33 protein-coding genes are annotated in these 21,043 nt (G+C 69.6%); 18 read left to right on the top strand and 15 right to left on the bottom strand.

Going from position 1 to position 21,043, the window contains the following annotated elements; translation table 11 throughout:
• The first annotated feature begins 131 nt into the window (after positions 1–131).
• The 17 genes from AC5DRG_RS26360 to AC5DRG_RS26280 all read left to right on the top strand — a co-directional run bounded on the left by AC5DRG_RS26360 (position 132) and on the right by AC5DRG_RS26280 (position 11,942).
• Positions 132–728, top strand: coding sequence for a hypothetical protein (locus tag AC5DRG_RS26360; protein ID WP_491801910.1), 597 nt, complete (start codon positions 132–134; stop codon positions 726–728).
• Positions 725–1,075, top strand: a complete 351-nt coding sequence (locus tag AC5DRG_RS26355) for a hypothetical protein (RefSeq protein WP_491801908.1) — start codon at positions 725–727, stop codon at positions 1,073–1,075. Before AC5DRG_RS26360 ends, AC5DRG_RS26355 begins: the two co-directional genes overlap by 4 nt.
• A 70-nt stretch (positions 1,076–1,145) precedes the next feature.
• On the top strand, positions 1,146–1,457 hold the full coding sequence (locus tag AC5DRG_RS26350; protein WP_491801907.1) for a hypothetical protein: 312 nt from the start codon (positions 1,146–1,148) through the stop codon (positions 1,455–1,457).
• Positions 1,454–3,499 carry an AAA family ATPase gene (locus tag AC5DRG_RS26345; RefSeq protein WP_491801906.1) on the top strand — a complete coding sequence of 682 codons (2,046 nt, stop codon included), beginning with the start codon at positions 1,454–1,456 and terminating at the stop codon, positions 3,497–3,499. The genes AC5DRG_RS26350 and AC5DRG_RS26345 overlap by 4 nt, the downstream gene beginning before the upstream one ends.
• A gap of 9 nt (positions 3,500–3,508) precedes the next feature.
• Positions 3,509–3,823, top strand: a complete 315-nt coding sequence (locus AC5DRG_RS26340; RefSeq protein ID WP_491801905.1) for a hypothetical protein — start codon at positions 3,509–3,511, stop codon at positions 3,821–3,823.
• Between the two features lie 8 nt (positions 3,824–3,831).
• A complete protein-coding gene (locus tag AC5DRG_RS26335; protein WP_491801904.1) occupies positions 3,832–4,638 on the top strand; it encodes a DUF4326 domain-containing protein in 807 nt (268 codons plus the stop codon).
• Positions 4,639–4,688: 50 nt separating this feature from the next.
• Positions 4,689–5,060: a hypothetical protein gene (locus tag AC5DRG_RS26330; protein ID WP_491801903.1), complete on the top strand. Its 372-nt coding sequence runs from the start codon at positions 4,689–4,691 to the stop codon at positions 5,058–5,060.
• Positions 5,061–5,127: 67 nt separating this feature from the next.
• A complete protein-coding gene (locus AC5DRG_RS26325) occupies positions 5,128–5,706 on the top strand; it encodes an HGGxSTG domain-containing protein (RefSeq protein WP_491801902.1) in 579 nt (192 codons plus the stop codon).
• A complete protein-coding gene (locus AC5DRG_RS26320; protein ID WP_491801901.1) occupies positions 5,706–5,954 on the top strand; it encodes a hypothetical protein in 249 nt (82 codons plus the stop codon). The genes AC5DRG_RS26325 and AC5DRG_RS26320 overlap by 1 nt, the downstream gene beginning before the upstream one ends.
• Positions 5,954–6,175 (top strand): hypothetical protein, encoded by a 222-nt coding sequence (locus tag AC5DRG_RS26315; RefSeq protein WP_491801900.1) that lies wholly within the window; start codon positions 5,954–5,956, stop codon positions 6,173–6,175. The genes AC5DRG_RS26320 and AC5DRG_RS26315 overlap by 1 nt, the downstream gene beginning before the upstream one ends.
• On the top strand, positions 6,163–6,336 hold the full coding sequence (locus tag AC5DRG_RS26310; RefSeq protein ID WP_491801899.1) for a hypothetical protein: 174 nt from the start codon (positions 6,163–6,165) through the stop codon (positions 6,334–6,336). The genes AC5DRG_RS26315 and AC5DRG_RS26310 overlap by 13 nt, the downstream gene beginning before the upstream one ends.
• A 125-nt stretch (positions 6,337–6,461) precedes the next feature.
• Positions 6,462–6,995 carry a hypothetical protein gene (locus tag AC5DRG_RS26305; protein ID WP_491801897.1) on the top strand — a complete coding sequence of 178 codons (534 nt, stop codon included), beginning with the start codon at positions 6,462–6,464 and terminating at the stop codon, positions 6,993–6,995.
• Positions 6,996–7,011: 16 nt separating this feature from the next.
• A complete protein-coding gene (locus AC5DRG_RS26300) occupies positions 7,012–7,650 on the top strand; it encodes a hypothetical protein (RefSeq protein ID WP_491801896.1) in 639 nt (212 codons plus the stop codon).
• 76 nt (positions 7,651–7,726) lie between these two features.
• A complete protein-coding gene (locus AC5DRG_RS26295; protein ID WP_491801895.1) occupies positions 7,727–8,011 on the top strand; it encodes a hypothetical protein in 285 nt (94 codons plus the stop codon).
• A 250-nt stretch (positions 8,012–8,261) separates the two neighbouring features.
• Positions 8,262–8,525 carry a hypothetical protein gene (locus tag AC5DRG_RS26290; RefSeq protein ID WP_491801894.1) on the top strand — a complete coding sequence of 88 codons (264 nt, stop codon included), beginning with the start codon at positions 8,262–8,264 and terminating at the stop codon, positions 8,523–8,525.
• 77 nt (positions 8,526–8,602) lie between these two features.
• The gene (locus AC5DRG_RS26285) at positions 8,603–8,881 is read left to right on the top strand and encodes a hypothetical protein (protein WP_491801893.1); all 279 of its coding nucleotides are present in this window, start codon (positions 8,603–8,605) and stop codon (positions 8,879–8,881) included.
• A complete protein-coding gene (locus AC5DRG_RS26280; RefSeq protein WP_491801892.1) occupies positions 8,874–11,942 on the top strand; it encodes a hypothetical protein in 3,069 nt (1,022 codons plus the stop codon). The genes AC5DRG_RS26285 and AC5DRG_RS26280 overlap by 8 nt, the downstream gene beginning before the upstream one ends.
• A gap of 273 nt (positions 11,943–12,215) precedes the next feature.
• Here AC5DRG_RS26280 and AC5DRG_RS26275 read toward each other — a convergent pair whose 3' ends face one another.
• The 4 genes from AC5DRG_RS26275 to AC5DRG_RS26260 form a co-directional block, all read right to left on the bottom strand.
• The gene (locus tag AC5DRG_RS26275) at positions 12,216–12,419 is read right to left on the bottom strand and encodes a hypothetical protein (protein WP_491801891.1); all 204 of its coding nucleotides are present in this window, start codon (positions 12,417–12,419) and stop codon (positions 12,216–12,218) included.
• Positions 12,416–12,832 (bottom strand): DUF6415 family natural product biosynthesis protein, encoded by a 417-nt coding sequence (locus AC5DRG_RS26270; RefSeq protein ID WP_491801890.1) that lies wholly within the window; start codon positions 12,830–12,832, stop codon positions 12,416–12,418. The genes AC5DRG_RS26275 and AC5DRG_RS26270 overlap by 4 nt, the downstream gene beginning before the upstream one ends.
• A gap of 101 nt (positions 12,833–12,933) precedes the next feature.
• A complete protein-coding gene (locus tag AC5DRG_RS26265) occupies positions 12,934–14,136 on the bottom strand; it encodes a helix-turn-helix domain-containing protein (RefSeq protein ID WP_491801889.1) in 1,203 nt (400 codons plus the stop codon).
• A gap of 165 nt (positions 14,137–14,301) precedes the next feature.
• A complete protein-coding gene (locus AC5DRG_RS26260) occupies positions 14,302–14,559 on the bottom strand; it encodes a hypothetical protein (RefSeq protein ID WP_491801888.1) in 258 nt (85 codons plus the stop codon).
• A gap of 219 nt (positions 14,560–14,778) precedes the next feature.
• Here AC5DRG_RS26260 and AC5DRG_RS26255 point away from each other — a divergent pair, with 219 nt between their 5' ends.
• Positions 14,779–14,994, top strand: coding sequence for a hypothetical protein (locus AC5DRG_RS26255; protein WP_491801887.1), 216 nt, complete (start codon positions 14,779–14,781; stop codon positions 14,992–14,994).
• Between the two features lie 91 nt (positions 14,995–15,085).
• Here AC5DRG_RS26255 and AC5DRG_RS26250 read toward each other — a convergent pair whose 3' ends face one another.
• The 11 genes from AC5DRG_RS26250 to AC5DRG_RS26200 form a co-directional block, all read right to left on the bottom strand.
• Positions 15,086–15,511: a hypothetical protein gene (locus AC5DRG_RS26250; RefSeq protein ID WP_491801886.1), complete on the bottom strand. Its 426-nt coding sequence runs from the start codon at positions 15,509–15,511 to the stop codon at positions 15,086–15,088.
• 251 nt (positions 15,512–15,762) lie between these two features.
• On the bottom strand, positions 15,763–17,922 hold the full coding sequence (locus tag AC5DRG_RS26245; RefSeq protein ID WP_491801885.1) for an FtsK/SpoIIIE domain-containing protein: 2,160 nt from the start codon (positions 17,920–17,922) through the stop codon (positions 15,763–15,765).
• 87 nt (positions 17,923–18,009) lie between these two features.
• Positions 18,010–18,198 (bottom strand): DUF6257 family protein, encoded by a 189-nt coding sequence (locus AC5DRG_RS26240; protein WP_491801884.1) that lies wholly within the window; start codon positions 18,196–18,198, stop codon positions 18,010–18,012.
• A gap of 3 nt (positions 18,199–18,201) precedes the next feature.
• Positions 18,202–18,495 carry a hypothetical protein gene (locus AC5DRG_RS26235; protein WP_491801883.1) on the bottom strand — a complete coding sequence of 98 codons (294 nt, stop codon included), beginning with the start codon at positions 18,493–18,495 and terminating at the stop codon, positions 18,202–18,204.
• A gap of 20 nt (positions 18,496–18,515) precedes the next feature.
• Positions 18,516–18,851 (bottom strand): hypothetical protein, encoded by a 336-nt coding sequence (locus AC5DRG_RS26230; protein ID WP_491801882.1) that lies wholly within the window; start codon positions 18,849–18,851, stop codon positions 18,516–18,518.
• Positions 18,848–19,006 carry a hypothetical protein gene (locus AC5DRG_RS26225; RefSeq protein ID WP_491801881.1) on the bottom strand — a complete coding sequence of 53 codons (159 nt, stop codon included), beginning with the start codon at positions 19,004–19,006 and terminating at the stop codon, positions 18,848–18,850. Before AC5DRG_RS26225 ends, AC5DRG_RS26230 begins: the two co-directional genes overlap by 4 nt.
• Complete coding sequence (locus tag AC5DRG_RS26220) at positions 19,003–19,356, bottom strand: helix-turn-helix domain-containing protein (protein ID WP_491801880.1); 354 nt, start codon at positions 19,354–19,356, stop codon at positions 19,003–19,005. Before AC5DRG_RS26220 ends, AC5DRG_RS26225 begins: the two co-directional genes overlap by 4 nt.
• An 8-nt stretch (positions 19,357–19,364) precedes the next feature.
• A complete protein-coding gene (locus tag AC5DRG_RS26215; RefSeq protein ID WP_491801879.1) occupies positions 19,365–19,721 on the bottom strand; it encodes a DUF6907 domain-containing protein in 357 nt (118 codons plus the stop codon).
• The gene (locus tag AC5DRG_RS26210) at positions 19,718–20,020 is read right to left on the bottom strand and encodes a hypothetical protein (RefSeq protein WP_491801878.1); all 303 of its coding nucleotides are present in this window, start codon (positions 20,018–20,020) and stop codon (positions 19,718–19,720) included. The genes AC5DRG_RS26215 and AC5DRG_RS26210 overlap by 4 nt, the downstream gene beginning before the upstream one ends.
• Positions 20,021–20,118: 98 nt before the next feature.
• Positions 20,119–20,292 carry a hypothetical protein gene (locus AC5DRG_RS26205; protein ID WP_491801877.1) on the bottom strand — a complete coding sequence of 58 codons (174 nt, stop codon included), beginning with the start codon at positions 20,290–20,292 and terminating at the stop codon, positions 20,119–20,121.
• On the bottom strand, positions 20,292–20,960 hold the full coding sequence (locus AC5DRG_RS26200; RefSeq protein WP_491801876.1) for a hypothetical protein: 669 nt from the start codon (positions 20,958–20,960) through the stop codon (positions 20,292–20,294). Before AC5DRG_RS26200 ends, AC5DRG_RS26205 begins: the two co-directional genes overlap by 1 nt.
• Positions 20,961–21,043 lie beyond the last annotated feature (83 nt).

Here is a 21,043-nt window from a genome sequence, read left to right as displayed (position 1 = left end):
AACGACCCCTCTCGCGCCGGCATTACGAGTGCCGACGAGGGAGGGGCCCAGCAACAGACCACACAGCGAAGCCCCGGGCTCATCGCTCGCCAGCGACCCAGGGCTACGCGTAACAGATCGGATCCATCACCATGGCCAACGATACGGCCCCCACACCGCCGAACGCCACGCTCCCGATCCTTACCTTCTCCGGTGCGCACCCGTACCGGCCGCAGTGCGTCGTGACCGCAGCCCGCGAGGTCTTCGAGAAGGTCCTTGAGACAGACCTTCACAGCGCGATCCCCGAGTTGTCCGTCCGGGTCGCCGAGGTCATCACCACGGACATCGGCAACGGCCTCTGCCCCCGCTGCCACGACCCGCTGTTCCCGACGCCCGTACCCGACGGCTGGCGGCCGGCAGGAAGCCGGGCGCTGCCCTGCCGGTGCCTGCCCGTCTGCGAGACCTGTGCGGGATGGATCGAGCCGGTACTCGGGGTCAGCCCGGTCACGGCGTGGCCGACGGACACGGACGTCGACGACGACGGAGTCCTGTCCCGCAAGGAGTGCGAGGCCGCGAGGGTCGACGAGCTGAAGGCGATGGCGACCTACACCGTCGTCGACGTCGGACCGTCGGGCGTGCCCGTGCTCGGGCCTGGTGGGTTCGCGGTCGTCCAGTTCCGCCCGAACCCCGGCGGCTGGCTGGAGCACGGCTACGACGACACCGCAGATGTGCGGGAGCGCGAGTCGTGACCTCCCGCAATGGCAACGGCCGTCCTCGCCTGGTCGCTTCGGCGGCCGGGCGGGGCCCCGCTGTACACGGCGTCGTCGCACTCCGACTCCGGTCCTTCCACAGCTTCGTCGGACTCCCCAGCCCCACGCAGCAGTACGGCGGCATCGACCGGTACCCGGCCGGCACCGTGCTCCGCATCGACATCGGCGACGCCCACCACTGCAGCGGTTGGACCGCCGACCTGCTCGCCGGCGCGGTACGTGACTGCGCGGTCGTCGAGGTCATCGGCACCAACCCATACGGCGTCGCCGAGATGCGGAATGCCCTGTGCAGAGCGCTGAACGCGGGGGTCTCGCCCGCGTGCTGAACGAACTTCCCCACCGCCGCGAGCCTCGCCATCGCGAGGGCCTTGCGGTACGTCCCCTGGAGATCGTTGCATGAGCAGCACCACCGCCGAGCAGCCAGCACTGTTCGGCGACGATGACGAGGACAGTCCGGAGCCCTCTGCGTTTCGCGTGGACCCGGACGAACTGCGGCACGCCACGGCGCGGCTCGTCGTCACTTCCAGTCCGGACCGAGCCGACCCGCAGCGCCGGACGAAGGTGCTCCTCGTCGTCGACTGCCCGTTCTGCGATCACCAGCACATCCACCCCGGCGGGTGGGTCGGCTCGGTCCGGCTCGGGGAGCGCCGCGCCCGCTGCGTCGGCCAGCCCGGCGGCCGGTACCTGATCAAGGCGGTGGACGAGTGAGCGCGTTCGAGCGCGTCATGTACGCGCTGCGGGACCACGGTGAGAACGTCATCCACCGCGGTGGCACCGCCCGCACCCGCGGCCTATGCCACGACGGCGACGCCCCGGACACGGTGTCCATCGGTATCGGCGCAGACAAGAAGGTCTTGGTCCACTGCCACAAGGAGTGTCCGCTTGAGGACTTCCTCACTCCGCTCGGCCTGACTCCGCCCGACCTGTTCGACGAGCCGAAACCTCGCAATGGCGGTCTCGGGATGGTCGTCAAGACCTGGACGTACAAGCGCGTCGACAAGAGCGTCGTCCAGTACGTCCACAAGTACCTGCCCAAGGACTTCCGGCCCGAGCTGCCCAACGGGGAGATGAAGAGCCCTCCCAAGGAAGAACGGGTGCTGCTCTACCTCCCCGAGGTCCATGCCCAGGTTCAGGACGGCGGGGTCGTCACCTTGTGCGAGGGCGAGACCGACACCGATAACGCCATCAAGGCCGGCGCGGTCGCCACCACCATGCCAGGCGGCACCGGCATGGGCTGGCAGGAGCGGTACACCGACATGCTTCGGGGCGCGTCCGAGGTGCGCATCGTCTCCGACCGCGACCCCGAAGGCCAGGGGCTGAAGCACGCCCGCAAGGTTGCCGCCTCTCTTGGCCGTGCTGGCATCCCGTGGCGAATCTACTTTCCCGCTGTGGGCAAGGACCTGTCCGACCACCTGTCGACAGGTGCCACGCTGAACGACCTGATCGAGGTACGAGACGACGACGAGCCGACCGAGGAAGCTCCCCCGGAGCAGGACGCAGACGAGCGCCTCGACCCGGCGACCACGTCGTCAGAGGAGTACTTCGAGGCGGCCGTCGAAAGGCTCCTCGGCCAACTGCTCGACACCGACGGCCTCGACAGCATCCCACCCCTCGAACCGCTCGTCGGTGACCTGCTCGCGCTGAACACCGTGGCCCGGGTCGTCGGCCCGTCCGGCACCTTCAAGTCGTTTGTGCTGCTCGACATGTGCGGGCATGTGGGCACGGGCACGAAGTGGCACGGCCACTACGTCCGCCAGGGCCTCGTGATCTACCTCGTGGCCGAGGGCGAGCAGGGCATCCGCAAGCGCGTACGCGCATGGGAACAGCACTACGGCATGCGCATGGACAACGTGCGCTTCCTGCCCCGGCCGGTCCAGGCGATGAGCCCCGAGTGGGACGCTCTGATCGAGGCGCTGCGCCGCATACAGCCGGTGCTGGTCGTCGTCGACACGCAGGCCCGCGTCACGCTCGGCGTCGAGGAGAACTCGAACACCGAGATGGGGCGCGTGGTCGACCGTTTCGATCAGATGCGTACCGCGACCGGCGCGTGCGTCGCCGTCGTCCATCACACGGGCCACGTCGGGGAGCACGGCCGCGGCGCCTCCGCGGTGAAGGGAACCTTGCAGTCTGAGCTGATGGTCTCCCGCAAGGGCGACAAGATCCCGAACACCATCCTCACCATCAAGTCCGGGAAGCAGAAGGACGAGGACCAGGACGGCGACTTCCAGTTCGGGCTGAAGAAGGTCTCTCTGGATGGTGAGTACAAGCCCGACGGGCGCCCGGTCACGTCGCTGGTGCTGGAGTCCCTGGACGTGCCGCAGGACGGTCCGCGTCCGGCGCCTGAGGGCAGTGTCGAGTGGATCGTCGACCAGCTCGACCAGGCGAACGTGCCGAGCGACTACGGACGCCGGAAGCTCCAGGCCGAGTGCCAGCGCCTCGCATTCCGGGCCAGCAACGAGAAGTTGACCGAGGTGGCCCGGGTCCGGAAAGACCGGTCCGCAGACCGGTCCTACCCGGCAGTAACAGGAGTGGTCCGGAACGCCGGGACCGGTCAAGAAGAAACCGCAGATGAGAGCGGTCCCGGACCGGTAGCGGACCGTACCGGGACCGGCACCCAAGCACCGGTGGTCCCCTCCTCCTCTCTCGGGAGGGGACCGGTGGTGCACGAGGGACCGGTGTGCGCCGGATGCCATCTACCTCTCGATGCCTTCTTCGCCAGCCACGGCCACGACCGGCACCCCGGATGCTGAGGGCCGGCCGTGGATGTCAAGCCCTGGCTCGCACTCGCCGACCGCGTACGGCAAGGCGACGGCTACACCTATGCCGACCTCGCTCGAGACCTCGCCCGACAACTCACCTGGCATGGCGCCGTAGACGTCGCCACCGCCCTTCGCGGCCACGTGTACGGCCAGCCAGGAGGCAGCGAGCTGCACAAGGCCGTCGAGCCGCTCTACCGCCGTCTCGGGTGGGAGCAATCCGCGCTCGTCGCCGCCTGGTTCCGCAACCTCGACAACCGTCCCCAGGCCAGTCCCGTACCACCGCGCGCATCCGGTTCCGCCCCCACCCACGCGTAGGAGAAACCATGTCCACGCCGCACCGCACCGACTACGTCATCGGCGACTTCAACCCCGCCGACCTCGGCGCCGACTGCCCGCGCCGCACCGTTGCCGGGCTGACCGAGGAGCAGAAGCGGACGCATGCCGTCGCGGTCAACGTCCACCGCCGCAGCCTCAACCGCGAGCAGAAGCGTGACGTGATCCACCGGTCCCTCCGCGCCGACCCGCAACTCTCCGACCGGCAGCACGCCGAGCGCATGAACGTGGACCACAAGACGGTGGCTTCACAGCGGCGAGCCCTTGAGGAGATTGGGGAAATTCCCCAATCCATCGAGCGCGAGAGGAAGGGGGGCGGCACCTACCCAGGGTCGCGCCCCGCGCCGGAACGTCCCACCAACGACGACCTGTTCGCGGGCGAGGACTGGGTGCAGCCCGCCGACCCCGAGTTCGAAGCGATGGTCACCCCGCCACCCAACCCGCTCGACGACTTCACCGACGACGAACGGACCCTCCACAAGAGTCTCGCTGCCGGAGACACCGTCGTCGTCTCCATGCGCCACCACCAACGCCTCATCGCGTGGGCCGAACAGCGCGGCCTCTATGTCCGCATCGACCGCCGCGGCCCCTGGGGCAATCCCTTCGAGCTCCCCGCCGACGGCGACCGCGACACCGTCATCGCGAACTACGAGAACCACTACCTCCCGTACAAGCCGTCGCTCCTCGACCAGCTCCACGAACTCAAGGGCAAGGCCCTCGGCTGCTGGTGCGCCCCCGAGGCCTGCCATGCGGACGTCATCGCCGAGTTCGCCGACAACCCGCCGACGCTCTTCTGAACTTCCGGCCGCCGGTCGACGGCCGGCCAACCCGAAGGAGAACCAGCACCATGACCGAACGCACGCTCATCCATGGCCAGGACGGCGCGATCCTCGACGACATCCGCGACCACGGATACGCCATCCTCCAGACCCGCATCGAACGCGTCCCGGCCCGCTACCGCAGCACCCAGTGCGCCGAGCCCGACGGATGCCCCCGGCCCGCCACCCTCGTCACCTTCGCCATCGACGAAACAGTCGAGGGCGAGAACGGCGGCTTCCACTTCGTGAGGAACCAGGCCGGGGCGATCGCCCACATCCCGGTCTGCGACGAGCACCGGTGCGAGGCCAGCCACGACCTGTACTTCGCGCTGACGGGCCGGGAACGACCGGACGGTATCCGCGCGTTCGACGTGCCCGGCCAGCACCTGAGTTGGACCTGACGACATCGGCCGGCCCCGCGGGTATCGGGGCCGGCCACCCGACAGCATCCCAGGAAGGACACCCCTCATGGCAGCTTCGATAGGTCCACCGCAGGACGACCCTTCGATGGGTCGGCGCCGCTGCTCGGCCCGCCGTACGGACGGTGAGCCGTGCGGGAACCGGCCGTTGAAGGGGCAGTCCGTGTGCAAGTTCCACGGTGGCGGCGCGCCTCAGGCGAGGGCTGCGGCGGTGCGCAGGCAGGTCGAGACCGAGGCCCGCGCTGTTCTCGCCGAGTTGGGCGTCTCCTCGGTCGCTGATCCGCTGGAGGCGTTGCTGAAGCTGGCCGGTCAGGTGTTGGCCTGGCAGGCGGCGACGGCCGCGCTGGTGAATCAGCTGACCGACGGCATCCGGTATCGGGGTGCCACCGGAGCCGAGCAGTTGCGTGCCGAGGTCGCCTTGTATGAGCGTGCGATGGACCGGGCGGTCACAGTGCTCTCGGCGATCGCGCGCCTGAACATCGACGAGCGGCTCGTCCAGGTGACGGAGCGCCAGGCGGATGCGGTGGTGTCCGCGATCAACGCCGCGTTGGAGGCGGCGGGTGTCGATGCGGATCAGGCGGAGCGGGCGCGGCGTGCGGCTGCACGACACCTTCGGAGCGTGGAGTGATGGCGGGCCTGTTCGGGGTGGCCGCGCTGCGGCTGGAGCGTGACGTGGAGTTGGCGGAGTTGCCCGAGCGGGTCGCCGTGGTGATGGCCGGGCTGCTTCGGGGTGTCCTCGACGACTTGGAGCTGTCGGTGGAGCAGCGGGAGTTGGCGGCCGTGGTGGTGCCGCGCCGTCTGGGGGAGATGCGTACGGCGCTGGAGGCAGGCACAGGCTCTGCCGCGCCTTCGGATGGTGGAGGGAGGAGCGCGTGATGGACGGACTGAGGCGGGCGGCGGACTGGCTGGAGAACGGCCGGCCGGGTGAGCGGGCGGTGTTGGCGGAGGCGGCCCGGCACGGTGCGCTGCTGTGGTCGGTCGGCGGTGTCCGGGCGTACGAGCGGCAGGACGCGGACGCGTACCGGCTGAGTCTGGTGAGTGCTGGCTCGACGGTGTCGTACGAGATTCCCGGCATTGAGGGCGGGTGGCTGCGGTGAAGGCGTTCGCGGTGGCTGCGGGCTGGTTGGAGGAGGGCACTCCGGAGGCGCGGGCGCTGGGTGAGGAGATCTTCGAGCTGATCGAAGGCTTCACCGAGGAGGAGTTGGCGGTGGTTGCTGCCGCGCTGGAGTCGGGGGATTTCGAGGCGGGGCTGTGGTGAGCGCAGCGACCGAGGCGCGGGCCCCGCCGGGGCGGGACTGGCGCGTACCCGTGGGGTGTTGGAAGCGGCCCGGGCGGCAGTGTGCCCACCGGGTTACCGGTAGAGACGATCAAGGAGTAACGAAAATGACGGTGCATGTCACCGAAGAACAGGTGCCGCAGGCTGAGGCGGAGCGCCTGGCGGCCGACGCCCGGGCGAAGGATGAGAAGGCCGCCGCGAAGTACATCACCGAGGCAGTGGCGGGCCTCGATGCCTCGCGGACCCGCGTCTCAGCCGCGGCAGCCGCCGCGCAACAGGCACTCCTCGAACTGGCCGACGCGTCAACTGCCCACAACCTGCTGGTGCGCGGCACTTCGGCCGGTCTGGCCGAGCGGGGCCTTGCACTCGTGGACGGCTCCGAGCATGCGACCGGAGGCGCCCGGGAGGGGGTGCAGATCCGTGGCACGTGGTGGCAGACGGTTGATGTCGGGACGCTGCTGGTGTGGGCGCTGTACCGGGTGGTTGAGGCGCGTCTCGGTCGGGCCCACCGTCTCGTGGCGTCGCTGAAGTACTTCGGTGGCCGCCGCTTCCTCGACGGACGGCCGGACGGCCTGCTCGCCGGCATCGCCCCACCGGAGGCCGAGCAGGCACCCGTACCCCTGACCGAGACCACAGTCTGACCCCAAGGAGACACCAATGATCACCATCACTTTCGAGCAGCTCGCCGAGGCGGACGCCCTGGCCGAGGCGGCCGAGCAGGAGCGCCTTGACGCTGAGCGGGCGTTCGCCGTCGGCAGGGCCGTCATGAGTGCCGAGAAGGCGTTCGCCGATGCCACGGTGGCCGCCGCGCACGCTGTCGCGCGGGCCCGGACGCTGCGTCGTGACTTCGATGCCCAGCAGGTTGCCCGCGAGTCGCGTGCTGCCGCTGAGCGTGACGCGATGGCGGGCGCGGCCGAGACCGCCGGGCATCTGTCGGTGACCCGGGAGGCGGCCGTACACGCGGTGCAGGCCGCCGAGGCTGCGATGGCCCGAGCCTTGGCCGCTGTAGCCGTGCATGATCAGGCCGTTCGAGCGGCTGCAGCAGACCTGCGGACCCGCGGCCTGGACGCCGATGACGGCCAGGCGGTGGGCGGTACGCGCGATGGGGCGCTGTTCCTGGACGGCGAGGTGTGGCGACCGGTCGACGGGCCGAGCCTTCTCGCTCGCAGCCTCGCCGGGGTCGTGGGCGCGCACCAGCCCCGGCATCCTCTTGCCCGCATGTCCCGGTCGCTGCTCGGCGGGGCGGGGGCCGAGGCTGGCAGGCGGGCGCTGCTCGGCGAGGGGCCGGGGGCCTGACCGTGTCGGGAGCGAACGGACGGGGCGCGGTGCTCGCCGAGGTCCGCAGCTCCGCGAAGGCGGGAAGGGGCGGGCGATGAATCCGAGCGAGAGTCAGCACCGGGCGATGTACGAGGCGAGCGCGCCAGCCCAACTGGCGGGCGCAGGCCGGGCGCTGCGGCGCGCGCAGCGGGAGGCCCTGCCCGCTCTGCTGGCGGGTCGCCCCGATCCGGCCGCCATGGACCGCGTGCAGGTGGCGGGGAGGTTGCTGGAGCAGGTCTGCGGTGACGTGCTCGGTGAGCTGTCGCCGTTCAGTGCGGAGTCGCGGTCGGACGCGGGCAGTGCCTCGGCATCCGCGCGCCGTCTGGCGGCGATTTTCTGATCGGGTCGAAGGAGAGCGGTAACGGAGGTGAGGCCCGCTGCCCGGGAGACTGGGCAGCGGGCCTCACCTCTTGTGCCGTGACCGCGCATCAACCGCCTTCATTCTAGGGCCTTTTGTGCAGGTCAGCGGATAGAATGAATAGAGAATTGCATTGTCGGGGGGATTGCATACTGACTGGTCGTTCATTACTGCAAGGGAGACTGCGGTGAACGTGATTGCGGAAAGTGAGAGCGCCCCCGATGGGGACGGTATGACCGTGCAGCTCGCCGGTGACCCCTACCTCGACGGCATGGTCCTCGATGTGCGGCTGATCCCGGAGGATCTCGTACGCGTCAGGGCGTACGTGGAGCAGGGCCAGGACGTGCAGGGCATCGAGTTCATCGAGCCGGACCTGTGGGAGCGGATTTGGGCGGCCGTCCTCGGGGCGGTCGCGCCTGCGGACGGGTGGGGTGTCGCTGACGACATCCTGTTCCGGGACCTGCTGGCTGCTGCGGGCGGCGGTGGCGGCCGGTGAGCCGGCGAAAGGCGCGTAAGCCGCGCAGGGAGCGTCCTGGGGGGAAGGTCACCGTTCGCATCGAGACGGCGCCGGGTGTGTCCGTCGAGGTGGTCCTGTCGGGCTTCTCCGGTGACGAGTATCGGCGTGCGCAGGAGAAGGCGCGCGCGGGTGATTTCCGGGCGCCGGAGATCTGGCAGCTCGTCCAGGCGGTGAGTGCCGCGATCGGCCACGACCTGAACCCGGAACTGTGGGGTGAGGCCGACTTCCTGAAGCTCGCCGAGTACCTGGGGCTCGTGGACGCGGGCGCGTGGACAGCGCGGGACGATGCCGAGGTGCGTGCACTGCTGGGTGGGGAGGTGGCTGACGATGTCTGACGACATTGAGATCACTATCCGCGCCAACAACGGCCAGGCGGTCCGCGCGTTCCGCGACACGCAAGGGCAGCTGCGCGACATGCGGGGCCGTTTCGTGTCCGAGTCGCGGATCATGTCGGCTGCGCTGGGCGGGATCACGCAGGCCGCCGGCGGCGCGGCGGGCGGTCTGGTCACGTTGAAGGGTGCGGCGGTCGCGCTGGGTGCGGCGGTGGGCGTGAGCCTGCTGCCTGCGGTCGGCGCGCTCGTGCCACTCATGGCGGGTGCCGGGGTTGCTGCGGGCACGCTCGCCCTCGGCTTCAACGGGGTCGGCGATGCGGTGAAGCTGGCCGGTGAGGACCAGAAGAAGTACAGCGAGGCTCTCAAGAAGATGAGCCCCGCTCAGCGGGAGTTCACCGAGGCGATCGTCGGTACGAAGAAGGAGTTCTCCGGGGTCGGCAGGGAAGTCCAGAAGGCGATGTTGCCCGGCTTCACGAAGGCCGTGAAGGATGCCAAGCCGGTCGTCAAAATCTTCTCGGATTCGATGGTCGACCTCGGCGGCACGTTCGGGACGCTCGCCGAGAAGGCCGGACGGGCGATGAAAGACTCCGGCCTCCAGGGCGACCTGCGTAAGAACCTTCAGCTGGGTACCGGCGCGATCGAGGAGATGGCCACGGCGACCGGGCCGCTGGTGAAGTCGCTGCTGGACTTCGGTGCCAAGTCGAAGCCGTCCCTGGATGCCATCACGGGGCTCGCGACGGGGCTCATGGACACCGGTTTGCCGAAGTTCTTCGCAGGCCTGGAGCCGGGCATCAAGGGCTCGGCCAGTGTCATCGACGGACTCGCCTACGCGGTCAACGACAATCTGCTGCCGGCGTTCGGTGAGTTCTCCGGCCAGTTCGCGAAGCTCGTCGGCCCGGTGCTGGGGGAGGGACTGAAGCTGCTGGGTGATCTGGGCAGCGTGGCGTTCGAGGGCCTGGCGCTCAGGATGAAGATGATGGCCCCGTTGTTCAACGATGTGGCGAACGGTATCCGGGGTATCCGCACCTTCGCGGCGGACGTGGCGCCCACCTTGAGGGATGTGGGTGCGGCGCTGGCGTCGGTGTTCGTGCCGGCCGACTACACCAGCATGACGGGGCCGTTGACGTCGCTGGCGGATGCGATCGACCGGAACAAGGGGGCGATCCAGGAGGGCGCCCGGGTGTTCGGTCTCGGGGTGCTGAGCATTTCGGAGGCTGTGATCGACACGGTGCCGAACGTGATCGAGATGTTCCGGCTGATGTCGACGGGTGTCCTCGCCGGGTTCGACGGGATCGTGTCCGGTGCGGCGATGGCGTTCGGCTGGATTCCGGGGATCGGCGACAAGCTGGAGGCGGCGAACACGAAGTTCGACAGCTTCAGGGACGCGTTCATCGGCGGTCTGGAGTCGGCGGAGTCGCAGGCCAGTAGCTTTGCGGCGTCGGCGGCGCCGAAGCTTGCGGCGGGCAAGCTTCAGTTGAGCATCAACAATTGGTCGTCGCAGATCGAGACGGCGAAGGAGCAACTGAAGTCGGTGCCACCGGAGAAGCGGGCCGCGCTGCGGGCGCACATCGCAGACTTGCAGGCGAAGGTGCGGCAGGCGAAGGCTGAGCTTGCGTCGGTGCACGACAAGACCGTGTCGTTGACGACGATCGTCACGACCACGAGGAAGTCGGTGCACGAGGTCGTCGGTGCGACGGGCGGACTGTTCACCGGCAAGAACTTCCGGTACGCCGAGGGCGGCCCGGTCGTCGGACCCGGGACTGGAACCTCGGACGACGTGTTCGCGCCGTGGCTGTCGAACGGCGAGTTCGTCATCAAGGCCGCGTCTGTCGCGAAGTACGGCGAAAAGTTCCTGCAACGCCTCAACGACGGCCAGTTGGACATGCCGAAGTTCGCGAAGGGCGGTCTCACGCAGGGGCAGAAGGACGCCCGCAAGGGGCTGTCGGCGAGCTTCGGGATCAGTCACTTCGGGGCGATGGCCGGGTACGCGACGGACCCGTTCCAGAAGTCGCTCGGCGCCCCCGCAGATGTCGGGGCGCTCGTCTCCTCCCTGAATCAGCTGCGCGGCCAGATCAAGGCGGCGTTCAGCGGCGGCAAGGAGTCCAGCCTCCTCAAGACCCTCGACTCGGCGGGCCGGAAGCTCATCGCGTGGGAGAAGCAGCTCACCAAGGTCGAAGCGTCCTTGAGCAAGGCGCGCGACAAGCTGAACTCGCTGCGGGACGCGGCCTCTTCCCTGTCCTCATCGGTGAAGTCCGGCGTCCTCACCTCGGCGAACATCACCCGCGGCGCGAACGCCGAGAACGGCGCACCCATCACCGTCGCCTCGATCATGGGCGGGCTCACCGAGTCCCGCGACAAGGCGACCGCGTTCTCCTCCGCCCTCGCGCAGCTGAAGAAAAAGGGCCTGTCGTCCGCGCTGATCCAGCAGATCGGCGAGGCTGGCATCGAGGGCGGCGGCCTGGAAACGGCGGGCGCCCTGCTGGGTGCGTCGTCGTCGGAGATCAAATCCCTGAATGACCTTCAGTCGCAGATCGGGAAGGCGGCGGCCAGCGCGGGCAAGACCACTGCGGATGCCGTGTATGCGGCGCAGATCAAGGCGCAGGCCGACCTCGTGCACAAGCTGGATGCCCAGCAGAACAAGCTGATCAAGTCCATGGACAACCTCGCCAAGTCCATGGAGAAGCTGCTCCAGCAGGCGTTGGGGGGGAAGGCTGCGGGCGGCATCGTCGGCGCCGCGTCGGGCGGGATCCGCTCGAACCGTACATGGGTGGGCGAACACGGGCCCGAGCTACTGGATCTGCCGGCCGGGTCACGGGTGTGGTCGAACCCGGACTCGCGGCGGATGGCGGCGGCACCGTGGGCGTCGATGCTCAACACCCCACAGCACCGCGCCAGCGCGCCGGCGCGGGCCGCGGCGGCAGGCACTGGGGGCGGGGAGCCGATCGTGATCCAGCTTCAGATCGGCAAGCAGAAGTTCGGCGAGCTGTGGGTGGACGTCGGCCGCAACGAGGTCCGCGCCCGCGGAGGCATCGACGCCACACTCAAGCCGCCGCGCGGCCGGTAACGGCAGGCCGGTGGCGTTGTGGGCCGCCCCGCCCCTTTGCTCACGGGAGAGGCGGGGCGGCCGTGCTCTGGCCGGAGCCGAGCACCGGATGACGCGAGCGGCGGAGACACGTACGCCGCGGCGTCAGGCTGTAGCCCGCCCGCCCTCTTGAGCCTGGGGTGTGAGGACGGGCGGGGTCCGGTCCCGCCCGCCCCCAACGGCTTCGGGGTACAAGGGTAGGCGGGAGTTCATACGGCGGCCGCCCCGACGGGGGATTGCGGGACGGCCGCCAGCTCAATCAGCCAGCCGCAGGGCGCGCGCGACGAGGACCCGGGCCAGAATCTCCGTCGCCTTCGGATCCGGCCGCAGGAGGGCAGCGTGCGCGCGGTGAGCCCAGATCTCCCAGCCAGGCCCGGAGTTGGAGGGCTCATGCCCGACATAGACGGCGTCGTCCGGGTCGGTGAGCGGCTCGTCGCAGTGCCGGCAGACGCGTGTCACTGCTTGCCGCCGAGCGTCTCGTAGTGGTCGCACAGGGCGTTCAGGACGCGAGCCAGGCGGCGGGCGTAGGCCACGGCCCCGTACTGCCCGGGTCCGGGCTCGGCCCTCAGTTTGCCGCGTGCTTCGCCCACGCAGGCCAGCGCGCAGAACCGGGGGATGCTCTCCTTGTGGAGGAGTCCGGCGGCCTCCTCGACTTCGGGGCCGAGGAGTTCGAGGTGTCCGCGCAGGGTGGCGGTGAGCGTGTCGACCTCGTCGGGGAGCGCGGGCAGTACGTCCGGGGCGTCGTCAGCGCCGAGGAGTATGCCCGCGGTGGCGCGCATGGTGGCGATGTCCGGCGGGGCTTCCTTGGGTGAGAGCCCAACGGTGCCGGGCTTCTCCATCCGGGCCTTGCGGCTGACCATGGTCGACTCCATGCACAGACGGTGTGGGTACCGTCACATCGTGTCGGCCTGACAAGCCCCTACCGTTGACAGGTTGGCAACACCCAACCCCTTGACCAGAGTCGGCCGGGCCGCTACACGCCGCACCAGTTCGCGAACTCCAGCAGATCCCCCGACGCCTTCGCCCGAGCCCGCAGCAGCGCCGCCACCGTCTCGTGCACGCCCGGGTGATACCGCGTCTGCTGCGGCGCCACCTTCCGAGCCTCCGACAGCGACACGAACGCGTCCTCGTGCCGCGCGGTCCAGGTCTCCGCGCGGGCCCGGTCCACCCAGTAGTGGCCGGCCCTCGCCTCCGGGTAGTCCTCCGGGAGGCGTACTTTCCGTGCTTTCTCCAGCGCGCGGGCGTGCTTGTCCCGGTCGCTGGACGCCGACATGCCATGGATCACGACGTTGACCGGGCCGAATACGAGCCCGTAGTCGCGCGTCTCGCCCGTCTCCTTGGCGATCTCCCCGGCGGCCGACAGCCAGTCGTCCGCAGCGGACGTGTCGCCCTGGCGGCTGGACAGGATGGCCCCCTTCAAGTGCAGGGCGCCGCGGACTGCCTTCGTGGCCTGGTCCCCGTTGTCGTCGAGATCCTTCAAGGCCTGCTTCACCAGGAGGACTCCGCGGTCGTGGCGGGCGGCGTCGGCCATCAGCTGCGCGCGGTCCCACCGCTCGATCGCGACCTGACGCGGGTCACCGGAGTGTGGGGCGGCAACGGCCATGCGGGACAGGGCCAGCCGGGCAAGGTCTCCGAAGCCGATCTGACGGCCGACCACGTAGATGGTGCGGCACAGCTCCGCTTGGAGCCACGCCGCCTGCTCCCGGGCATGCCCGGGGCGTTGGGTGAGGACGTGGGCGTTCGCCTCGGCGAGCAGCGCGGGGAGTTCGTGGGCGATCTCGATGTACTCGGCGCGGGCGCGCTGCTTCTCCAGCTCGGTCACGGTGGCTTGCAGGGCGGCGAGTGTTCGGGGCGGTGGGTCGCCGTCGCCGAGGGGGATGTCCCAGTCGTCCAGGGCCACGCTGATCGGCGTTATCAGCCGGTCGAGCTGGTCGGCCTGCAACTGGTGGATGTAGGGCTGGCCGTGCAGCACGGAGATGCTGACGGACAGGGCGCGCGCGACTGCGGAGACGATGGCTGGGCTGGCTTGGCGTTGGCCGTTGACGATGCGGGAGAGCATCGACGGGGAGACGTTGGCGCGGCGTCCGAGTTCCCTGAGGGAGTAGCCGCGCAGGGCGCTGACTTCCTCGATACGCGCCCCGATTCCGCCGGTGTCTCGGCGAGTTGGGTGTGGCATGCTGAACTCCGTTCTGACCTCGACACTCAGAACGTACCCCCGGTCGACTCCGGGGTGACACGGCCTCCGTGAAGCTATGGCTCACGGGGGCCGTCGACTTCCGCATGCCGAAGCCCCCAGACGGCTCGTCACGGCTGCGCTGGGGGCTTGCCGAGTTGGGCAGCATCACTGCCAGTCGTTGCCCAGAACCTCGCGCCGCGCCGCCTCGGCCCGCCGATTCAGAGCGTTCGCCATCCGCACCGCGGCGATCGTCGACAGGATTCCGAGCCCGACGAACAACACCTGCGTGACCACGCTCCAGATCCGGATGTCCTTCGTCGCGTTCGCCACCGCCAGGCCGACGAAGCCGCCGCAGAACCAGGCGAGCCAGATCCTGAACTTCTCGACTCGTACGGCTTTCTGCACGTCGCTGTAGCTCGCCATGGTCCCCCCAGAGTGAGTTGAGAGGGCGAGCATTCCGTGTGCGAGGGCGGCGCGTGGGGAGTGTGTCCGTGTTGTGACCACGCGCGGGTGACCACCAACCGCATAGATGATGCGGTGTGTTGGCTGTGACCTGCGGGTTTACCAAGGTGATGGCACGTGCTTGGCACGTCTCTCGGGGGCGCTGGTGCGGGCGACGCTGGCGTGGGAGAGGCTGACGGCATGGCTTCCGTGATGCCCGTGGTCGTGTACCCGCCCGGCGAGGACGGCGGCCGGCGTGTGCGCGTCGACGGGGAGATCCTCGGCCGGGCGTACGGGCTGCGGGACATCGCCGAGTTCCTGCGCCGGGCGGGGATCGAGGACGTCGACGAGTCGTACGTCGCCGCTTCCGGGCTGATCGAGTGGCGGGGCGGCGGGCCGGACGTGTGGGAACACTGACGCGGCCCACCGCCCCCACGCGACGGTGGGTCGCGTGGACATGGCGAAGGCCCCCGTCCTCACCGAGGCGGGGGCCGTTGTCGTACGTGCGTCAGAGCAGGCGCTCTACCGCCTCCCATACCTCGCGCGCGCCTGCAACGAAGCCTTCGTTGTGCTCGTCGGCGTACTCCGGGTTGTGGTTGTGCTCCACCTCGTCGTAGAAGCCGATGAGGCTCTCGGGGGTGTTCCGCTCGAAGGTGAGCCGGTCCCCATTGGCGACCTGCCGCAGTTCGTCCGCCGTGGCGTTCTCCTTGGCCCACAGGATGCCCAGTTCGCGGCCCTCGTCGAGGTTGCGCTGGCGCTCCTCGTCTTGTGTGCCTCGCAGTCGCTCAATGACGGCTTGGATGTCGGTCATGGTTCGCTCCTTCTTGTCGTGCGTCTCGACGGCTTCGCGTAGCGCGTCCTGGCAGATTGAGGAAGTTGGCAGGTTGCGGGCGCGGACCTGGTCGGCGAGTTCGTCGGGCACTGAGATGTTCATGCGCATGGCGAGAACCCCCCGTTCGGAGTTGTGTAGCGCTTACACACTCAGGATTACACACGCGTTGTGTAATGGCAATCGCCTCCCCTCTGGCGACAGGGAGGGAGGCGGTGAAGGGGAGCCGAAGGGCCGTTTGCGGGGTCATCGAGTGACCTCGCAAGGCGCCTCCCTCGCCTCCCTGACTGGCCATTTCCGCAGGTCATGTACAGGGAGGCAGGGCAGGGAGGCGGTCAGGGAGTTCTCCCTCTGTCTCAGTGGCCTCCCTCGTCCTCGGAGTCGTCCTCCATGGCGGCGAGACGCTCCAGGATGGCGTCCTGGACGCGGTCGCGGGCGACCACCATGACGCCGTCGCTCTTGTACGGCTCGGCCCTGTACGGCTCCAGCTGTGCCTTCAGATCGCCGAACGTCCAGTCCGCATACACGGCGTCGTTGCGCGTCCGCAGCCGGTGCAGCACCTCCTGCGTGCGCACCCGGCTGTCCTCGCCGAGCACGGTGCAGATATCGGAGAGGTGGTCGACGGGCCGTTCGACGTCCAGCGTCTGCACGGTGGTGACGCCGTGCCTGCGGGCCTTCGCACGGTCGGTGAGCGTGACCGCGTCGCCGCCGGAGATGAAGTAGGTGCGCACGGTCACGGAGACCTGGCCCGGCTCCATCCTGACCCCGCCCGCGACGACGAGGGTTCCGCGGTCAAGGTCGCGGCGCAGCTTGTGCGGTGCGGCGCCGGCCTCGACCGGGGCCTCGCCGAGCGCCATCTTGGCCTGCGACTCGGTGCCGAGCACCAGCGAGCCGCGGATGTGGTTGCCCTCCCGGCTGCGCTTGGGCAGGTTCTCGTCGGTCGGGTCCTGCGTGCCCTCCCAGATGGTGACGTTCACCGCGCGGCCCTGGTCGTGGATCTTCTTCACGGCCTGGAAGTAGCGGGACGTCGCCTTGGAGCCGCCGTAGGGGCGGCCGTCGGGGCTCTTGGCGGTGGACCCGTAGGCGACCTGCGCCTCGTCGACGATGATGACGACGGGCCGGAAGCGGGAGTCCCTGCGGGCCATGTCCCTGGTCACGCCCTCGGTCGAGCCGGACTCTTCGAGCAGGCCGATCCGCTTCTGCATCTCGTTGACACCCCACTCGACCACGTCCGTGGCCTGCGCCACGTGGTCGTCGGTGGGGCCCTGGATGAGGACTTGGGCGAGGCCGAGGAAGCCGCGCCAGTCTCCGACGCCCTTGAGGTCGGCGATGTAGAAGTCCACGGTGTCGTCGAGGGCCAGCCACAGGGCGAGGGCGCGCAGGGAAGCGGTTTTGCCTTGGTTCGAGAGGCCGGTGAGCAGGATGTGACGTTGGAACACGGAGACGTCGACGAGGTCGCCGCGCAGGTTCTGCCCCCACGGTGCGGCGCCGGTGTAGTAGTCGGCGGTCGCGTCCTCGTTGAGCATGAGCGGCGAGACGCCGATGGGCTCGTCGAGGGCGCCGCTGTCGGCGATCCACAGGCGGACGGTGCGCGGCTGTGGCGGGATGCTGATGAACACCTCGTGCTCATGCCGGTTGAGGTTCTCGGCGAGCTTGCGGCGGCGGCCCTGGATCTCCTCGGTGGAGACGCCGGAGGGCAGGGTGACGTCGACCTCGACACCGCACCCGGCGATCCGGATCCCGGACAACATGGCCGCACCCACATCGCCCATGCCCTCAATGGCCTTGCGCAGCGCGGCGATGCCGAGGTCACGGAAGGCGACGACGACGATGGACGGGGTGATGGGACCGCCCATGTCGCGGTCCTGGACGGGAAGCGCCCACTGGGGTGCGGTGTGCTGGTGCCGACCGACGGCCCACACGGCGGCGAGGCCGAGCCACGGGGCGGCGAACAGGAACGGATCCCACACGATGCCGCCGATGAACGCGACCCAGCGCACCAGGTCGATGATGGTCTCGATGGGCGTGAGGACGTCGTGGACGTCATGGTTGGCCCACGCGAGCAGGATGCCGAGCAGAAGCAGGATGCCCGCGCCGGTGGCGGTGGCGTAGCCGATGGCCTTGGGCGCGTAGATCATGGTGCGGATCAGGTCCATGCGCCGGCGGTGGCGGGCGGCCCGGTAGACCTGGGCGCGCTGCTCCCACTCTTTGACCTCGTCCATGAGGCCAGCGGCTTCGGCGGCACGGATCATGCGCTCGTAGCGGGACGCGGTGCGGCCGTCCCAGGTGCGGCGGGCGACGATGCGGGACCCGCCAAACACGTAGGCGCTGTGCCGTACCGCGGCCCGGTATGCGGTGTGCTCGCGGGCCTCGACGACGACGCGGCGCAGGTGGTCGATGCGGAGTCGTCGGCGGGAGCGTGCGGGAGAATCGGCGGGCTGGGGTGCGGAGTTGGCGGGATCCGCCGCCGGGGCGCTGTGCGCGTCCTGTGGCGTTTTGATCAGGTCCACGGTCATGCTGGGGTCTTCCTGCTCCTTGATGGGCTGCGGGATGCCCGGGGACGGCCGGTGACTTGGTGGTTGATGGCCGTCCCCGGGGTGTCGCTACTTCTTGCGGTTGCGGCGCAGAGCGCCGTCCTCGATGCGCTGCACGCGGCGCTGCAGGTCGCTGATGTCGACGTTGCCGCTGCCGTCGTCGGCCAGACCGCGCTTGGCCATACGGACGCCCAGGGCGACGATGCGGAGCTTCTCCCCGGTGGTGAAGTCGGAGAACTTAATGTCGTCGGCAGCCATGGGTCAGTCCTCCGTGCACGCCGGGTAGGCGGCCTGGTCGGGGCAGTCGTTGTAGTCGTCGCGGGAGACGGGGAACGTGTGGTCGCCGTCGTCGTCGCGGGTCGTCAGCCGGTACTTCCACGCGCACTGCTGGCGTCCGCCGATGAGCTGGCAGCTGATGTGCTTGGGCTTGCCGACCACGGTTCCGGCGGGGCCGGGCGACAGGGCGCAGGCCGCCATGGCGAGGGCGGCCAGGGCGGCAGTCAGAAGGGCGCGGCAGGCTGCCCGGCGCCTGCGCCGGCGGGTGGACTCGTTCACAGATGCTCCCTGGACGGCGGTCAGCGGTTCTTCTGGTAGTCGCGCCACATCGAGCGCAGGACGAGCAGACAGGCGGTCGCGCACACGCCGCCGATGGCGATCGCGGTCATGGCGACGGCGAACGCCAACGCGAGCGCGCAGGCGACACACCCGCCGACGATCGCGAGGCCTCCGATCGTGAGCCACTTCCGCACGTCGAACTGCTGTGGCGGCGCGTGCTGGCACGTCGGCTGCTGCTGGCTGGCGGCGAGCTTCGCCACCTCCAGCGCGGCCATGGCCAGTTCGACGACGCCCGTGTTGGAGGCCGCCTCTCTGACCGCGGCCTCCGCCTTGTCGAGAGGAGAGGGCTCGATCACGCTGCCCACCCCCGCACGCGGCGGGCCACGGCCGGCCGGAGGGCGAAGCCCAACCCGAACGCGACGACGACGGGGCTCGCGGCGAGGCCGAGGATGAGCGCCGGACACAACACCCACAGCAGACCGAGCAGCGCGCCGAACAGGATCCACCTCATGAACGGGCCTCCTGCCGTGTGTCGGCGGCCGCGAACCGGGCCTGCATGCGCTGGCGGATCGCCTCCGCAGCCTGGTGGATCGCAAAGCGCGCGACGTCCTCTCGCTGCGCCTTGTACGAGGCGGCGAGTAGGTTCAGGTCCTGCCGCAGTTGCGTGCTCTCGGGCAGCAGCAGACCGGGCGTAGGAGGTGCCGCAGCCGTTGCCGTCTGAGCAACGGATGCCGGGGGCGATTCGCGGAGGTCCCTGCGCACGGTGTCGGCGGAAACGTCCAGCTCATCAGCGATCTTCGCGGGTGTCATGCCGCGCTCGGTGAGGTGGTGCACGACGATCCGGCGGGTCGTACGAGACATCGCAGCCATTACGCACCCCCGGCAAGGAACGCGTGCAGTTGGTCGGCGAGGTCGCGGAGGCGATCGGCGTGCGCGTCGAGCGTGGCCGCGAAGTCGTACAGGCCCACGGAGTCGAGGGTCTGACCGAGCAGGCTGACCGAGACTCCGACCTCGCGGCCGAGGCGTTCGGCGTACGGGGACTGCACGAGGCTCGCGTCGCCGATGGTGTGGCCGTGGAAGACGAGGGCGATGTCCGGGCCGCTGTGGAGGATGTCGGCGCGGTAGCCGTTCGGCTCGTGGTCGCTGCGGCACCAGGCGGGGCAGGTGACGGTGACGTCGCCGTGGTCGAGGGTGTGGACCGTGACGGTGCGGGGCTCGGTGCTCACTTGCCCTCACCTCGCTCGTCGGCGAGGAATGCGGCGACGGCGGGGAACTGGGCGTCGACGGAGCGGCGGATGGCTTCCTGCTCGTCGACGGGCTCGGCGCCGAGGGCGCGCAGCAGGATCCGGAGGGCTTCGCGGTGGGCGCCGTAGGCCTGGTTGAGGCGGCCGAGGTCGCGGATGTCGATGTCGCCGTACTCGGCGAGCATGCGCTGGGCGACGCGGATGGCGCTGTTGAGGTCGCTGGTGTTCGTGTGGGTGACGGGTGTGGACGTGCTCCCGCAGATGGGTACGGTGTTGGGCACGGTCTGCTCCTGGTTGGATCAGGGTTCGGATCGAGGCCCCGGGCCGGCGGTAGGGTCGCCGAGCCCGGGGCCGTCTTGGATGGGCTACGCGCGCGTGGTCACGCGCGGGCCTCGACGGACTGAGGGCAGAAGATCACGAGGAGCACCTGAGCGCGCTCGAACGAGATCTGCTCGGGGTCGTACGCGGCCCTCACACCACGGTCTCCGAAGTCGCGGTACATGACGGGGATGCCGGCGTCGAGGTCGGCGGACTCCCACTTGATCGCGCGCATCAGAGGGCACCCGCCTCGGTGCGCTCGGCGCGGGCCTGGCGCATCAGGTCGAGAACCTGGTCCATGACCTCCTGCGGGTCGGAGCCATCTCCGATCTGGTCGAGGACGATGTCGAGGATCTCCGCCCACGGGCCGTCAGCTCCCTCGCGGGCCTCCCGGATCCGGTGCAGGGTGTCCTCGGCGCGGAGCCGCTTGACGACGCGGGGCACGTCGCCCCTGATGGCCTGCGTGTTTGCGCCGCGCTTCAGGGCGTCCGCCATGACGTCGAAGAGGTATCCGTAGTCGTTGCCGACCTCGGCGCGGGCGTGTTCGACGACGGTGAAGGCCCACATACGGTCTTTGACCTCGGGCAGCAGGACCGCAGCGAGGTCGGGGGCGGTGCCCATCTCCTGGAACACCTGGGGCATGACCTCGGCCAGGTGGTCGGCGATGTCGTCGAGCGTCGCGGCCGGGTCGCTGGTCGTGAGGGCTTCGTCGTACACCTTGCCCGTGACGTAGACCGCGGCGGCCCGGTAGGTCAGGTGGGTCTCGTCGTCGGCGTGCCCGCGGGCTCCGTCGTCGGCGAGCTGGTCGGCGCGCTGCTGGGTCGGCTCGGTGTCGACGGGGGTGTCGGTGGTGCGGAACGTGGTGATGGTCATGTTCTCGGTCCCCTCGTGTGCGGTGGTCATACGGCTCTTCTCCTGGTAGTCGGGCCGCCGGGGTTGGGCCAGCCACCCCTTCTCCGTTTGAGGGAGGGCGCGGGGATGGCTCG

It is taken from the genome of Streptomyces sp. JLBG701, from assembly GCF_058544905.1.
The sequence above is the reverse complement of the archived record's forward strand: the minus strand, read 5'-3'. Positions and strand labels throughout refer to the sequence as shown.

What these genes read in the sequence shown, in the direction of transcription:
- AC5DRG_RS26360 (WP_491801910.1), top strand. Translation starts at nt 132, where the DNA reads ATGGCCAACGATACGGCCCCCACACCGCCGAACGCCACGCTCCCGATC.
- AC5DRG_RS26350 (WP_491801907.1), top strand. Translation starts at nt 1,146, where the DNA reads ATGAGCAGCACCACCGCCGAGCAGCCAGCACTGTTCGGCGACGATGAC.
- AC5DRG_RS26335 (WP_491801904.1), top strand. Translation starts at nt 3,832, where the DNA reads ATGTCCACGCCGCACCGCACCGACTACGTCATCGGCGACTTCAACCCC.
- AC5DRG_RS26330 (WP_491801903.1), top strand. Translation starts at nt 4,689, where the DNA reads ATGACCGAACGCACGCTCATCCATGGCCAGGACGGCGCGATCCTCGAC.
- AC5DRG_RS26325 (WP_491801902.1), top strand. Translation starts at nt 5,128, where the DNA reads ATGGCAGCTTCGATAGGTCCACCGCAGGACGACCCTTCGATGGGTCGG.
- AC5DRG_RS26320 (WP_491801901.1), top strand. Translation starts at nt 5,706, where the DNA reads ATGGCGGGCCTGTTCGGGGTGGCCGCGCTGCGGCTGGAGCGTGACGTG.
- AC5DRG_RS26315 (WP_491801900.1), top strand. Translation starts at nt 5,954, where the DNA reads ATGGACGGACTGAGGCGGGCGGCGGACTGGCTGGAGAACGGCCGGCCG.
- AC5DRG_RS26305 (WP_491801897.1), top strand. Translation starts at nt 6,462, where the DNA reads ATGACGGTGCATGTCACCGAAGAACAGGTGCCGCAGGCTGAGGCGGAG.
- AC5DRG_RS26300 (WP_491801896.1), top strand. Translation starts at nt 7,012, where the DNA reads ATGATCACCATCACTTTCGAGCAGCTCGCCGAGGCGGACGCCCTGGCC.
- AC5DRG_RS26295 (WP_491801895.1), top strand. Translation starts at nt 7,727, where the DNA reads ATGAATCCGAGCGAGAGTCAGCACCGGGCGATGTACGAGGCGAGCGCG.
- AC5DRG_RS26290 (WP_491801894.1), top strand. Translation starts at nt 8,262, where the DNA reads ATGACCGTGCAGCTCGCCGGTGACCCCTACCTCGACGGCATGGTCCTC.
- AC5DRG_RS26280 (WP_491801892.1), top strand. Translation starts at nt 8,874, where the DNA reads ATGTCTGACGACATTGAGATCACTATCCGCGCCAACAACGGCCAGGCG.
- AC5DRG_RS26270 (WP_491801890.1), bottom strand. Translation starts at nt 12,832, where the DNA reads ATGGAGTCGACCATGGTCAGCCGCAAGGCCCGGATGGAGAAGCCCGGC.
- AC5DRG_RS26265 (WP_491801889.1), bottom strand. Translation starts at nt 14,136, where the DNA reads ATGCCACACCCAACTCGCCGAGACACCGGCGGAATCGGGGCGCGTATC.
- AC5DRG_RS26260 (WP_491801888.1), bottom strand. Translation starts at nt 14,559, where the DNA reads ATGGCGAGCTACAGCGACGTGCAGAAAGCCGTACGAGTCGAGAAGTTC.
- AC5DRG_RS26255 (WP_491801887.1), top strand. Translation starts at nt 14,779, where the DNA reads ATGGCTTCCGTGATGCCCGTGGTCGTGTACCCGCCCGGCGAGGACGGC.
- AC5DRG_RS26250 (WP_491801886.1), bottom strand. Translation starts at nt 15,511, where the DNA reads ATGAACATCTCAGTGCCCGACGAACTCGCCGACCAGGTCCGCGCCCGC.
- AC5DRG_RS26245 (WP_491801885.1), bottom strand. Translation starts at nt 17,922, where the DNA reads ATGACCGTGGACCTGATCAAAACGCCACAGGACGCGCACAGCGCCCCG.
- AC5DRG_RS26240 (WP_491801884.1), bottom strand. Translation starts at nt 18,198, where the DNA reads ATGGCTGCCGACGACATTAAGTTCTCCGACTTCACCACCGGGGAGAAG.
- AC5DRG_RS26225 (WP_491801881.1), bottom strand. Translation starts at nt 19,006, where the DNA reads ATGAGGTGGATCCTGTTCGGCGCGCTGCTCGGTCTGCTGTGGGTGTTG.
- AC5DRG_RS26220 (WP_491801880.1), bottom strand. Translation starts at nt 19,356, where the DNA reads ATGTCTCGTACGACCCGCCGGATCGTCGTGCACCACCTCACCGAGCGC.
- AC5DRG_RS26205 (WP_491801877.1), bottom strand. Translation starts at nt 20,292, where the DNA reads ATGCGCGCGATCAAGTGGGAGTCCGCCGACCTCGACGCCGGCATCCCC.
- AC5DRG_RS26200 (WP_491801876.1), bottom strand. Translation starts at nt 20,960, where the DNA reads ATGACCACCGCACACGAGGGGACCGAGAACATGACCATCACCACGTTC.